This window comes from Vibrio sp. EA2, from assembly GCF_033042495.1.
Classification (GTDB): Bacteria; Pseudomonadota; Gammaproteobacteria; order Enterobacterales; family Vibrionaceae; genus Vibrio.
The window spans coordinates 58326-71913 of sequence record NZ_JAWLID010000001.1; the positions used below are offsets into that span (position 1 = coordinate 58326).

Sequence of the window (13588 nt, forward strand, 5' to 3'; positions counted from 1 at the left end):
GTTTCAGCACTGTTATTTAATGGGGAAGTATTAATAGGGAAGACATCGCGGGGACATATGCGCCCCCACGAACAGACACTCAAAATTAGAAGTTGTAAGCCACAGACACGTGGTACTTACGTCCGTCCAGGATGTAACGGAAGTCCGCATCTTCCTCTGGGTTCACTTCTTCGTTAAAGACGTTGTATACCCCGGCCTTTAGGCTAAGCTCACGTTTTGGTTTGTAAACAAGACCTAAATCGTAGAAGGTGTAATCAGGAATGGTGAGACCATTCGTCCTGCGACCGCTAGTACCGGTTTGCCAGCGCCCTGAGGTTTCTCCTCGATAATTACCTTGCGTCCACAGCAACAGTTGCTCAGTTGCCTGCCACTCTAATGAGGCGTTGAACATGTGTTTGGCGACGTCGTTAAGCGGCTCACCCGCATACTCGCCGGTTTTCTGCTCAGTTTTTGTGTACGTGTAGGAATGTCGGTACATCAGGTCTTGAGTAAATTGGTAATCAAGGGTGAACTCAATCCCAGACATTTCTGCTTCTGCGATGTTTTCATACGCGGTGTAGCCGTACTGATGTGCAGGGTAGTATGTGCCGTTGTAGTAACACTCTACGTCCGCTTCACAGACGCGGCCAGTACGATTAATCTTGTCTTTAAATTCAGAGATGTAGGCCGTCAGAGTGGTTGATAAGCCAGAGCCATAAAGGTCGTCATAACCAATACCAATCTCATAGTTCAAGCTTGTTTCAGGCTTTAACTCTGGGTTACCTATGATCACACCGCCACGAGACGTCGCGCCGAAATCATTGGCACTTTGACGCAAGCTAGGTGCTTTGTAGCCAGATGTTACCCCACCTTTGATGACGACTTCATCGGTGACGCCATATACGGTGTACACTTTCGGGCTAAAGTGGCTACCAAAATCCTGGTTGTCATCAAAACGACCACTAAGCACAATAGAAAGGTCATCAATCGGGGCCCACTCGTTTTCTGCAAATAGCGAGTACTGGTAACGCTCCATTTTATTCACGGCATTGGCTACAGGAATAACAGGTGGTTGCAAACCATTGGTCGCCCCATCTTCTAAACGCTCATTCTTATATGTTGCGCCGACGGTCAGCGTGTTGGTATCCCAGAACCAGTTCATTTGCGAGTTAACAGTCAGCACGTCAAATTGAATGCCATTACCCGTAACGTCATTGGTGCGTGTTGAGTTATCAGAGTCATCATAGTTGATATACGATTTCCAGCGCTTATCACCATAATGGCCTTCATGTTCAATGAAATAAGTATCACGAACCGATTTATTATAACTTAATTCCGCATCACTGATGCTGCCATCTCGGTTCGTTACTGTTTCGGCAATACTGATCCCCGGAGTATGCGTTCGCTCTTGCACATATCGGCTATAACCCGCAGCAATATTGTTTTGATCATCAATCACCCAGTTAAGTTTGGATGAAAAGTTTTTGCGTTTATATTCCGGATCAGAGGCGTTGCTATCATCACCACCAATAAAGTGACTTTCGTCTTGGTTGAGGAAAGAGCCGCTTAGTTGCAGAGAAAGCTTGTCATCCAGCAAAGGCGCATTAAGGACAAAGTTGGTTTGCATCGCATCTTCATTAACTTTGTTTGCGCTGTCTGCTTTGGTGTACTCTGTAGAAACACTTCCGCTCCACTCATTACGTACTTTTTTGGTGATAACGTTAATAACGCCACCCATAGCATCCGAACCATAAAGTGCTGACGCTGGACCGCGAATCACTTCGATGCGCTCTATCTCAGAGACGGGTGGCAAAAAGTTGATTGGCGTACCGGCTTGATTACCATTCAGACCAAATGCGTCATTACCTTGGACTGGTCGGCCATCAATCAGGAATAGAGTGTAGCTAGAAGCCATGCCACGAATCATAATAGATTGTTCAACACCGCCCCCCATAATTTGAACACCTGACATATTTTTTAATACATCGGTGATATCGGTGTACGCTCTTTTCTCAATGTCTTCAGCCGTAATCACCGACATGGTTGCAGGGGCACGTTGCAACGTTTGTTCGAAACCTGAGGCCGTGACAACGACGGTTTCATCGGCCTGATTTTGTGTTTGTTCCGCCCAAGCACTACTTTGGCTGATTAGCCCGAGTGAAACGGCTAACGCGACTTGAGAGGGGGTCCAACTGAACATTTATAACTCCTTAATGTTAATGATTATCAATATCAATCCTGTATTGGCATTATTCACATAATTTATTTTTGAAATAGATCAATATGTAGGACACTTTGGCCCATAAGTGGAACAGTTCTCATTACCATTTAATTGGTGGTGAGATACGTAAGGAGTTGTATATGCAAGATCTTAGGGCTGTGCGTGCGTTTTCTGCGCTGTGCCAGCACAAAAGTTTAACCGCTGCGGCGAAGGCTTTGGGGCAACCTAAATCCACACTCAGTCGGAGGCTCACACAACTTGAAGAAGATCTTGGCCAAGCACTGATTGTAAAACAAGGGAACCGACTCGCACTGACTAAAGCCGGTGAGGTGTTTTCAGTTTACTCTGAACAGTTATTAGAGCTTGCGGGTAGGGGAAAAGAAGCTCTTCATGAGCTGAATAATCAAGTTACCGGCGAAATTACTCTGATCGTGCACCCGAACCTAACACGTAGCTGGATGAGTCGCGTGCTTGATATCTTTATGGAAAATCATCCGGAAATTAAAATCCGAATTCATAGTCAGTTCCACCATGGCGAACACACGATAGATGCCGATCTTATTGTATGGATTGGTGATATTACTCCAATGGGCTACCGTAGGGAACAGCTCGGACTTTGGCACTATGCAGCTTATGCCTCGCCAGAGTATTTATCTCAGCACAGCGTGTTAAGTCACCCAAAAGAATTGAGCAACCATGCATGGATTGACTTTATCGCTGCTCGACAAGATGCACTGACATTGAATCATCCTGACTATGGTGAATATGAGCTGCCCGCACGGGAAAGCCGCTTGCAGAGCGACAACTTAACGATGCAAGCTGACGCGATCGCAAAGGGGAGAGGGATTGGCTTGTTGCCGACTTGGCTGGCTAATGGATTTGAGAGATCACATCCTGGCAGCTTAGTGCCTTGTATGGAAGGTTGGCTATCCGCTCCCGCCACGGTGAATTGTTTTTATCCAATAGGTCGGCACCCATTACGGTTAAAATTGTTTATTGATGTCTTACGTGAAACTCGGCCAGCAGAGTGGAAGTGAAAACTTGAGTAAATTCAAGATTACTTTGTTGCATATTGGTACAAAAGGAACCATTATTTTTCAAGAGGCGTTATATGCAAAAGGAGATTGCAATGAATATTGACGCGACACTACTGCTCCAAGCAACTTCTGTTTATCTAGTGATCAGTTTACTGTTGAGTTACTACTTAGGTCGACGTAAAACCAGTACCCCAATGATCTCGGCGTTAGTCGGTGTTCTTTTAGCACTGATCCCACCGCTAGGGTTGATTTATTTGGCTTTTTTAACCCTCAAAAGTGATTATGCAGAAAGAACCTGATTTACTTTTACGTGACTCAGGTAGGAGTATTCAGGAACTTATGCAGCAAAACATAGTAACGGACAGGCTTGTACTACGACCCTTTGTTTTATCTGATGCCGAGCGTGTCGCAATACTGGCTGGTGAAAAGCTTATATCGGACATGACGGCGAACATCCCTTACCCTTATTCGCTTACCGATGCGGAGTCCTGGATTGAGACTCATGAGCAGATCTTTGCTGGTGGCAAAGGTATCGTCTATGCCATTACATTAAAAGATAATGGTGAATTGATTGGCGCAGTGAGTTTGCCAAAAATTGAGAACGGTGCAGGCACGTTAGGCTACTGGTTGGGCGTGCCTTATTGGGGGAATGGTTACGCCACGGAAGCGTCGCGAGCCCTGATACTCTTTAGCAAACAGAACCTCGGGGTGACCACATTACGAGTCATGCACTTGGTCGGCAACGAACGTTCCAAATCCGTCATCAGAAAACTCGGTGTTACCTACATGGAAAATCGCACCAGTCGTATGCAAGGCAAAGAGCGAGAAGTTTGCGTTTATACTTCAGAGCTTTAATTAGAATGGATTATAATCGATAAAAAATGGATTTTTGCCTCTGTTTTATTGCTTACGTACCAACCCGCTATCATCAATAAAGTCGTTGATTTCTTTAAGCAGAAGCTTGGAGAGCCAATCAAGGATAAAGCGTCAGATTCTGCAAAAAGCTCTAATCTATAAGTTAGCGTGCTAGTATTCATCTCCTTTGCAAGAAGCGCTCAACCAAACTGGTTGAGCGCTTCTTGCCGTTTGACGTGTTGCTAACTTTTTTGTAATCAAATGCTTGGCTTTAAAAACATTGCCAGGGTTCGACATCTACACTCATGTGAAGCGCAACTCTCAATTCTGTTGATCCAAATCATAATGCCAGGTCAGTTCTCGGGTGTAATCTAGAGCTTCAGCAGCGCTAGCCATCAAGGCTATTAGTGCCATTTTGCCCATAGTGAAATTCTCAAACCTCTCTTTATCTTCCTAGTTCAAATATGAATAATAAACCCAACAAAACGCGATAGGTTCCTATCAATATTAATTAATACATTAAAGGGTTTTATTATGAAAAAGTTATTCGTACTAACTTCTGGTCTTCTTATGGCTTCATCAGTATTTGCTTCAAATATTACAATTACAGAACATAAAAATATAGATGCAGGTACTTATCAAAGCAGAGAACAAGCACTGAATGCTGGTTTTGACTTGTCAGATTCACTAAATTCAATGTCTAAATCACAATTAAGACGTGAATTCGGTTTATTTAGCTACACGAATGTAAATAATATCAATATTGATGATAGCAAAGTCATTATTAAAGAAGTCGCTTACGCTCGTGATGACATTCAATACCGTGCAGTTCTAAATGTGGATTACCACTTCAATGCAATGAGACTACATGACTAAATCATGGCGTTTATCTTCAAAAAGGACTTTAAATATTATCTTTATAAAATGGGGGGATATATTTTACCCCCAATTTTATAACCAATTAAGTTTAGGAATAGACGTAAATTAATTATAGAACCAGGTTCGAAGCTTTAGTTATTTTACGTCGTATAACCTTCCCATATAGGTGGGTTGCCAATTGTATTTTGTACTGTTTCAATAAAAAGCTTTACGAGCGGAGGCTGATTTCGGTGTGGATACAAGGCGTATAAGCCGCCCGTATAAGAGATTTCATAATCAGGTAATAACCTAACCAGTTGCATCTCTTCGATACTCTGCGTGAGCATCAATTGACCCACGATCGCATAACCTAGCCCCGACTGCACTCCATCCATTAGTAACTCCACCTCATTGACATGATAGCGGCCTTTAGCCGTCACCATCTCGGGATGCGCTTCTTCGTCCTTCATGGATGTTAATTGCACTTTATTCATTTGGTATGAGCCGTTGGAATAAATGACGGCGGGTAGGGCTGCTAGTTCTTCAGGCGTTTCAGGATAGCCGTATTCCGCGATAAAGTCTTTTGATGCGAGCAGTAGCAGCTGATGATTGGCGAGTTTTTTAGCCACTAGGTTTGAGTCTACGGGAGAGCCGACTCTAAACACCACATCATAACGTTCCCCGATAAGATCGACTTTTCTGTCATTGAGGACGATGTCGACACTCACTTGTGGGTATTTTTTGAGGAAAATTACCGCACTTTCCTTGACGTATTTGCGGCCAAAGAGTGACGTACAGGATATTCTAAGGTGGCCCTTCGGCGTATCACTGAACGTATCGGCAAGTTGACGAGTCTTATCTAATGCGTCGCTCACTTGCTGGGCTTGCTTTACTATCTCTTCGCCAGCGGGAGTAAGAGACAATGAACGTGTTGATCGGTTAAGCAGCCTGAGACCAAGTGACTCTTCTAGCTTTCTTATCTGTTTGGATAATACTGATCGGTCGATACCACGCGCGTCCGCAGCATGTGCGAATGAGCCCTGTTTAGAAACCTCGAGTAGCAGTTCCAGTCTACTTGCCAGATCCATGAGAGTACCTAAGTGATGAATTTTTATTTTAGTGGGACTGATAATATCAATATTTGATTTGGCGTGACAATCAATTATGTTCTCCAAAAACGGGATAGTTAGTTAGCTTAATGAACCACTAATCGCTTAATTTTGAGAGTGATGACATACAGATATAGAAATGGAATAAAGTGGCGGTGATGTTCATGTTATCTCTTCTTGGCAGAAGATGATTGATTTTTTAAACATCTAAACTCATTAAAGGTAATAGAGTATAAAGGTTAGTTTGATAAATCGAAGGTATAAAAAGGCGGGCTGAAATTCAGCCCGCGCTAGGGGAGTCAAGCCCACATTAACGATCGCAGTTATTATCGTTTAATTTCGGTTAATTTAATAACCGATCCCCTAAAATTAAGCAGATCGTCTGCAAATCTTTATTAAGAGCTAAACTCGCCGTGTGGATCAATGACAAATTTCTTAGCTGCACCACCATCAAAATCAGCGTAGCCTTGCGGTGCTTGGTCCAGAGAAATCATTTGTACATTTACCGCATCAGCAATTTTCACTTTGTCGAATAAAATGGATTGCATTAGACCACGGTGGTATTTCATTACCGGGCATTGGCCTGTATGGAATGAATGCGATTTCGCCCAGCCAAGACCAAAGCGCATGCTCAGTGCACCTTCTTTCGCTGCTTCGTCTTTCGCACCCGGATCGTCTGTAACGTAAAGACCAGGAATACCAATCGAACCACCGGCACGCGTTACTTGCATCGCTGAGTTCAGTACTGTCGCTGGTGCTTCTTGAGTATGGCCACCACAGCCACATCCATGCGCTTCGAAACCAACACAATCAACAAAACAATCAACTTCACGCTCATTCAGAATGGCTTCAATTTTATCTTCCATGCTGCCGTCTTCACGTAGGTCAATGGTCTCGCAACCAAAACTACGTGCTTGCTCTAGACGATCAGGAATCATGTCTCCAACGATGACACAAGCTGCGCCAAGTAGCTGAGCCGATACCGCGGCTGCCAGACCTACAGGACCTGCACCGGCAATATAAACAGTAGAACCCGGACCAACGCCAGCAGTTACACAGCCGTGGAAACCTGTTGGGAAGATATCAGACAGTAGGGTTAGATCTTGAATTTTCTCTCTTGCCTGATCCGGATCTGGGAACTTAAGCAAGTTAAAGTCTGCATATGGGATCATCACGTATTCAGATTGGCCGCCAACCCAACCTCCCATATCAACATAACCGTATGCCGCACCAGGGCGAGCAGGGTTTACATTCAGACAGATGCCAGTCATACCCGATTTACAGTTTCGGCATCGGCCACAAGCAATATTAAACGGTACTGAAACGATATCGCCTACATCAACAAATTCGACATCGCGGCCTTTTTCTAAAATGATTCCAGTGATTTCGTGGCCAAGTACCAAGCCTTCTTCAGCAGTTGTACGTCCACGTACCATATGTTGGTCACTGCCACAGATATTGGTTGTCAGCACTTTAAGGATTACGCCGTGCTCACACTTACGATTGCCCAACGCGAGTTCTGGGTATGGGATTGACTCGACAGCAACTTTGCCCGGGCCTTTGTAAACAACGGCGCGGTTTGATTTTTCGTAGGACATAAGGTCTCCTTGTTGAGGCTTATTATAGTTGTGGTGGTTCCTTTACCAGTCAAATCCGTTAACGATGACAACAGCTTTAAAACTCAAATTTATCAAACCATTAGGGCGCTTAGAGTCCTTGGTGACAACAGCATTTCGGCTCATGTTAGCTAAGATTTATTGGTGCTTTTCTTTAACTTTCGTGTCGGAGAATAGCGCTCACCTAGTGCACATATATGTCGCATTGCGCCGCATTTTGGTGCGTTTACGACGTCATCGCGATAAGAAAATTGATGCTGAGATCAAGCTCACAAGTGTGTAATAAAGCTGGCGAGGTCGGTGAACCATACCCAAATATAGGCACGTTATTTGTCGTTTCAGAAAAGTGGTACTAGAGCGCTACCCATGAAAGGAAGCAATACAGAAGGCGAGTGTCCGTGTACAGTGGTGTCTATAGGATTATCTAAATCTTTATTTAAATGGTACGGGACACCTCAACCTATAGAGGTTTTTAAGTTTACATTCAGGCCCAAACTCCTCTTATTCAGGTTTATACCAATTAGACGAATAACTGTTTAAAATCGGCAATCGAATCCAGTATGAAGTCAGGATTGACGGTTGAAGATAAACACGTTTCTTTTCTATATTTACCTGTCTTTACCAGTGCGCCCATGATCCCAGCCTGTTGAGCACCACCAACATCCGAGTCAATATCATCTCCAATCATCACAATATGTTTTTTTTCACACCCCAATGCATCAACACCAGCATCAAAAAAAGCAGGTGACGGTTTACCAATAACAACAGCCTGCTTATTGGTTACATATTCAATCCCTGCAACAAAAGCACCTATATCTACCTGTAGACCTAGCGTGGTTTGCCAGTATTTACCTTTATGCAATGCAATTAATTCTGAGCCAGACATTACCATTTGAAACACTTTATTTATTAGCGCGTAATCCCAAGTAGGTCCAATATCACCGACGACAATCACATCCGGATGTTGGTCAGTCTGTTGAAATCCGGCAAACTCATTTTTAACTTCATCTGCGACCAATAAATAGCAGGAAACATTTTCTTTTTGCTCGAGATAATGTTTCGCTGCATACGGTGCAGTTAAGATATCTTCAGACTGAACATTAAACCCCATTTGTAGCATTTTTTCTGCAATACTATTTCTTGATTTTGTTGTTGTATTAGTCATAAATCGAAATGGTATTTGCTGTTTTTGTAGATATTCAACGGCTTCAATTGCACCTTCAATTACTCGTTTCTCAACAAATAAAACGCCTTCCAGATCTAAAAGTAACCCGGATATTTTATTTTGTCGTTCCTTCATAAAAATTCTCCGAAAACCTATACCCACTAATAATTTAACTGTAGTTTACCGAAGGAAAGCGGACTAAAGTTTTGTTGCCTTTTTTATTTTGTGCAATTTCTATTCATTGTGGATACTTAACTTGATCATGTCGTCATCCTGATTGGTATAAGTTCATTGAAGTAATTGTAAAGTTTCATCCTTAATCCTTTGCTCCTTTTGAGGATGTACTAAGCTACTTAGACAACTATTCACATAATACAAAAGGGAATTAGTATGAAAATCAAGCTCATTGGGTTAGCACTTCTTGCTGCAGCTGGCAGCTGCTCTGTTTCCGCTGGTGAGAACGTGGTTTACCAAGTTGGCGATGTTTCTTATGAAGGGTATTGGGCTAAAGTCGACGATAATGCACCGCTTGTGTTGTTGGTCCACGACTGGGACGGGCTGACCGAGTATGAAGAAAAAAGAGCGCAAATGCTTAATGACATGGGGTACAACGTATTTGCTGCCGACCTCTTTGGTCAAGGTGTCCGACCAACCAAGGTGGAAGATAAAAGGCAGCACACAGGGGAGCTGTATAAAGACAGAGATAAATTGCGCAAGCTAATGAGCGCCAGCTTAGCAGAGGCAGGGAAACTGGGTGGTAACTTAGACAACACCGTTGTAATGGGGTATTGCTTTGGTGGTGCGGCAGTACTGGAGTCGGCAAGAGCTGGTATGAATGCGAAAGGCTTCGTTACTTTCCATGGCGGGCTCAAAACTCCAGAAGGCCAAAGTTACGCGAATACTAAGTCTCCATTGCTCATTCTTCATGGCACGGCTGACACTGCCATCCCCATGAGCGAATTTGCTCAATTGGCGGACGAGCTCGAACAGAACAAGGTTCCGCATGAAATGGTGGCCTATGGTGGTGCACCCCATGCCTTTACCGTGTGGGATTCCGATCGCTATAGAAAAGATGCTGATGAAAAGTCCTGGCAAGCATTTTCAGGGTTCTTAGCTGCGAACACAAAGTAGCTTGAGTTTCGCTTAAATAGTCAGTGACTAACTCAACGTTTCAAAGGGCTGCCCGGTTAGCGGTGTTTCTTGTACTGTTTCCGGGTATTTCATGACGCTACCGTTCAACCGTGGCCAATATTACTTGGCCACAATGGTTGATCTGTACAATGAAATTAAACCGCTAATTCTTTGGATGTCTTAATGTAAATATCGCGCAGCCTTGATGCGATTTCTCCAGGTTTCCCACTTCCAATCGGTTTGTCATCGATTGCCACAACAGGCCAGACAAATGTCGTTGCCGAGCTGATAAACGCTTCTTTCGCCACATAAGCTTCTTCGATGGTGAAGAACCGCTCTTCAATGGTTAAGTTCAGTTCTTTAGCGAGCGTCATTAATGATGCACGTGTGATACCGTGGAGAATATCATTGCTCAGCGGGCGAGTGACCAGCACATGATCCTGGGTGACGATATATGCGTTACTTGAGCCACCTTCAGTGACATGGCCATCTTCAATCAGCCAAACATCTTCTGCCCCGGCATCGTGAGCGACCTGTTTCGCCAAACATGCTGGTAGCAAGCTGGTCGTTTTAATATCACGACGACGCCAGCGAATATCATCAAACGAAATAACTTTGATGCCCGTTTGAGCTTTCGGGCTATCGATGAGGTTGCGTGACTGAGTAAACAGCACCAGTGTCGGCTCAATATCTTCGCTGTAAGAAAAATCACGATCGCCTTCGTTACCACGCGTCAGTTGGAGGTAGAGCCCCCCTTCGACTAAGCCATTTTTTTCGATCAGCTGGCGTTGAATATCCATCAACTGTTCGCCAGTGACTGGCATTTTTATCCCCAGTTCTTTAGATGAGCGCTCTAAGCGTGCAAGGTGACCTTCGTGATCAATCAACTTGCCATCTAATACTGCGGTCACTTCATACACCGCATCTGCAAAAAGGAATCCTCTATCAAATACTGAAACCTTTGCTTCACTTTCAGCAAGATATTTTCCATTGAGGTATACAATTCGTTCCATTCTTTTCCCCTTATCCCCACAATTTGCTGTGGAAAGGCAGCATCGAATTATTTTTAAATTCAAAGCCGTTTTCGATATCTTCACTGAGCAATAGCGGGCCATCTAAATCGACAACTTCTGCACCCTGCGCGACGACAAATGCTGGTGCCATGCTTAATGAAGAGGCCACCATGCAGCCAACCATAATACGTAACCCCGCCGATTCAGCTTCTTCTTTGAGTGCTAACGCTTCGGTCAAGCCGCCCGTTTTATCGAGTTTTATATTGATCATGTCATAGCGACCAATGACTTTTTTCAGACTCATTCGATCATGACAAGATTCGTCGGCACAAATGGCGATAGGACGCTCAAGATCATCCAGCACATGGTCTTCATCTGCATGAAATGGCTGCTCAATCATCGAGACATTCAGCTTTATGAGTTCAGGTATGAGCTGCTTGTAAGCTTCTACTGTCCATGCCTCGTTGGCATCAAGAATGATTGCAGAGTTTGGTGCGCCGCGACGAACGGCTTGAACGCGCTCTAGATCATCCGGACCACCTAACTTCAACTTAAGCAGTGGACGATGAGAATGCTCTATTGCCTTCTTTTCCATATTTTCCGGCGTATCTAAGGAGAGGGTGTACGCTGTGGTCAGTTTGTCTGCGACCACATCGACTTTATCCCAGATGGATTGTTCAGATTGCTTGCACTCCAAATCCCACAAAGCACAGTCGACGGCATTACGCGCTGCGCCTGATGGAAGAAGCGGTTGTAAATCTTCGCGGCTAATCCCTGATTCAATTTTAGGAATAACGCTTTCTATCTCCGCTAGCACATTTTGAATTGACTCTCCGTAACGGCCATAAGGGACGCATTCTCCACGTCCTGTCATACCTTGATGCTCAATTTCAACAATGATGGTTTCTGCATGAGTTTTACTCCCCCGAGAGATAGTAAAACTCCCCAGAATAGGCCAACTTTTAGTGTAAAGACTAACCTTCATTACAGCTCCGCTAATTTATCTACAATACGTGCGACGCCTTGACGGAATGGGTCGACAACGGGCAAGCCCACTTCGGACTCGACGTTATCCATATATTCCAGCGCTTCGCTCTCAGTCATTCCCGATGTGTTGATGGATACACCAACGAACTGGACATTCGGGTTAGTGAGTTTAGCCGTAGCAATATTGGCTTCCATACAGGTTTTGATATCGGGTAGTGGATAATCAGGCAGGCCACGCATATGAGTACGAGTTGGCTCATGACATAAAACTAAAGCGTCTGCTTGCGAGCCATGAATTAGACCAGTGGTGACGCCAGCAAATGAAGCATGGAATAACGATCCCTGACCTTCAATGACATCCCAGTGTTGTGGAGCATTTTCCGGAGCGATGGTTTCGATAGCGCCGGCAATAAAATCGGCTACAACACAGTCTGCACTCACGCCATCACCTGTAATCAGAATACCCGTTTGACCCGTCGCGCGAAAATCGGCATCGATGCCTCTCTGTTTCATCTCTTTTTCAATTGCTAAAGAGGTATACATTTTACCTACAGAGCAGTCTGTCCCCACGGTTAGTAAGCGTTTACCCGAACGTTTCTTACCGTTTGCAACGGGGTAGGTTTGTGTTGGATAGCGAACATCAAAAAGGCGACAGCCATTTTTCTTTGCACTCTCAACCAGCTCTGGGATGTCGTTTAATCTATTGTGCAAACCTGCCGCAATGTCCATACCGGCTTCGAGTGCTTCGGTCAGGACTGAAATCCACTCTTTAGAGATCACACCGCCTCGGTTCGCGACGCCAATGACTAAAGTTTTAGCCCCCGCTTCAACAGCTTGAGCTACATTTAAATCTTCAAGGCCAACATCCGCATTGCAGCCTTCCAGACGTAATTGACCGACACAGTATTCTGGACGCCACGTTTTGATTCCTTGAGCCACTTTCGCTGCTAAAGCATCTGCGGCATCGCCTAAAAATAATAGATAAGGTTGTTTAAGTTCCATCTTGCATTAACTCCATGTCGTAAATTGGGTGTTGCACTAGCTTTAAATATCGCTCCTTAATACAAAATACAGTGCAAAATTCGTGACAGCAACATCAATTGTTAGCTGATTATATTTAAATTATAAGCAATGAAACTCAAAAATACGCACTAATTATTCATTGGCTTCTATATTTTTGCATATTTATGCATTGTTCATGTTTTTTATAATATTCTAATTATAGCCTTATTAATGGGTTTAAGTGAGGCTTAAGTCTATGTCGGTAACAGATTGTTTTATTACTAAGTGAAATCCACGTCTTATCTATAAAATATAGCTTTGCCTTTCCCGTGGTCATTTATACCAAGATTTATTTTATTTGTGGATAATTCTATTGTGTGATCTATCTCAATATTTGCCGTGCAATTTTCCATGGCAAATTTCATAATATTTTTAAAAATTAACTTTGTTGCACCAAAGTAATACATATTGTTCGATATTGGTGCGAATTATTAGATTTTTATCTAAATTACACTCCTGTATATCCTTGTTTATTTTATGGTTTATGTGGTGCTTGCTTTTATATATTAATCTGATATTTTGAATCATATCGAAATAATATATAGGCCCTATTAT

At 43.6% G+C, this 13588-nt stretch carries 12 protein-coding genes; 5 read left to right on the forward strand and 7 right to left on the reverse strand.

Annotated features, from left to right (window positions below):
- Window positions 1-85: 85 nt before the first annotated feature.
- Window positions 86-2179: a TonB-dependent receptor domain-containing protein gene (locus tag RXX31_RS00275; protein WP_317587105.1), complete on the reverse strand. Its 2094-nt coding sequence runs from the start codon at window positions 2177-2179 to the stop codon at window positions 86-88.
- Between the two features lie 161 nt (window positions 2180-2340).
- On the opposite strand from RXX31_RS00275, the gene RXX31_RS00280 reads away from it, so the two are divergent.
- From RXX31_RS00280 to RXX31_RS00295, 4 genes are all read left to right on the forward strand, one after another.
- A complete protein-coding gene (locus RXX31_RS00280; RefSeq protein ID WP_317587106.1) occupies window positions 2341-3237 on the forward strand; it encodes a LysR family transcriptional regulator in 897 nt (298 codons plus the stop codon).
- Window positions 3238-3311: 74 nt separating this feature from the next.
- On the forward strand, window positions 3312-3536 hold the full coding sequence (locus RXX31_RS00285) for a hypothetical protein (RefSeq protein ID WP_317587107.1): 225 nt from the start codon (window positions 3312-3314) through the stop codon (window positions 3534-3536).
- Between the two features lie 40 nt (window positions 3537-3576).
- Window positions 3577-4092 (forward strand): GNAT family N-acetyltransferase, encoded by a 516-nt coding sequence (locus tag RXX31_RS00290; protein WP_317587108.1) that lies wholly within the window; start codon window positions 3577-3579, stop codon window positions 4090-4092.
- Window positions 4093-4626: 534 nt separating this feature from the next.
- Window positions 4627-4968, forward strand: a complete 342-nt coding sequence (locus tag RXX31_RS00295) for a DUF3316 domain-containing protein (protein ID WP_317587109.1) — start codon at window positions 4627-4629, stop codon at window positions 4966-4968.
- A gap of 143 nt (window positions 4969-5111) precedes the next feature.
- Here RXX31_RS00295 and RXX31_RS00300 read toward each other — a convergent pair whose 3' ends face one another.
- The 3 genes from RXX31_RS00300 to RXX31_RS00310 all read right to left on the reverse strand — a co-directional run bounded on the left by RXX31_RS00300 (window position 5112) and on the right by RXX31_RS00310 (window position 8975).
- Window positions 5112-6038, reverse strand: a complete 927-nt coding sequence (locus RXX31_RS00300) for a LysR family transcriptional regulator (protein WP_317587110.1) — start codon at window positions 6036-6038, stop codon at window positions 5112-5114.
- A 416-nt stretch (window positions 6039-6454) separates the two neighbouring features.
- Complete coding sequence (gene fdhA, locus RXX31_RS00305) at window positions 6455-7657, reverse strand: formaldehyde dehydrogenase, glutathione-independent (protein ID WP_317587111.1); 1203 nt, start codon at window positions 7655-7657, stop codon at window positions 6455-6457.
- Window positions 7658-8195: 538 nt separating this feature from the next.
- Window positions 8196-8975 carry a TIGR01458 family HAD-type hydrolase gene (locus RXX31_RS00310; protein ID WP_317587112.1) on the reverse strand — a complete coding sequence of 260 codons (780 nt, stop codon included), beginning with the start codon at window positions 8973-8975 and terminating at the stop codon, window positions 8196-8198.
- Between the two features lie 255 nt (window positions 8976-9230).
- Here RXX31_RS00310 and RXX31_RS00315 point away from each other — a divergent pair, with 255 nt between their 5' ends.
- Window positions 9231-9971, forward strand: a complete 741-nt coding sequence (locus tag RXX31_RS00315) for a dienelactone hydrolase family protein (RefSeq protein ID WP_317587113.1) — start codon at window positions 9231-9233, stop codon at window positions 9969-9971.
- 155 nt (window positions 9972-10126) lie between these two features.
- Here RXX31_RS00315 and RXX31_RS00320 read toward each other — a convergent pair whose 3' ends face one another.
- From RXX31_RS00320 to dgcN, 3 genes are read right to left on the reverse strand one after another with little or no spacing between them, the layout of a single operon-like run.
- Window positions 10127-10984 (reverse strand): D-amino-acid transaminase, encoded by an 858-nt coding sequence (locus tag RXX31_RS00320; RefSeq protein ID WP_317587114.1) that lies wholly within the window; start codon window positions 10982-10984, stop codon window positions 10127-10129.
- Window positions 10985-10994: 10 nt separating this feature from the next.
- Window positions 10995-11969, reverse strand: a complete 975-nt coding sequence (gene dgcA / locus RXX31_RS00325) for an N-acetyl-D-Glu racemase DgcA (RefSeq protein ID WP_317587115.1) — start codon at window positions 11967-11969, stop codon at window positions 10995-10997.
- Window positions 11969-12973: an N-acetyltransferase DgcN gene (dgcN, locus tag RXX31_RS00330; RefSeq protein ID WP_317587116.1), complete on the reverse strand. Its 1005-nt coding sequence runs from the start codon at window positions 12971-12973 to the stop codon at window positions 11969-11971. The genes dgcA and dgcN overlap by 1 nt, the downstream gene beginning before the upstream one ends.
- Window positions 12974-13588 lie beyond the last annotated feature (615 nt).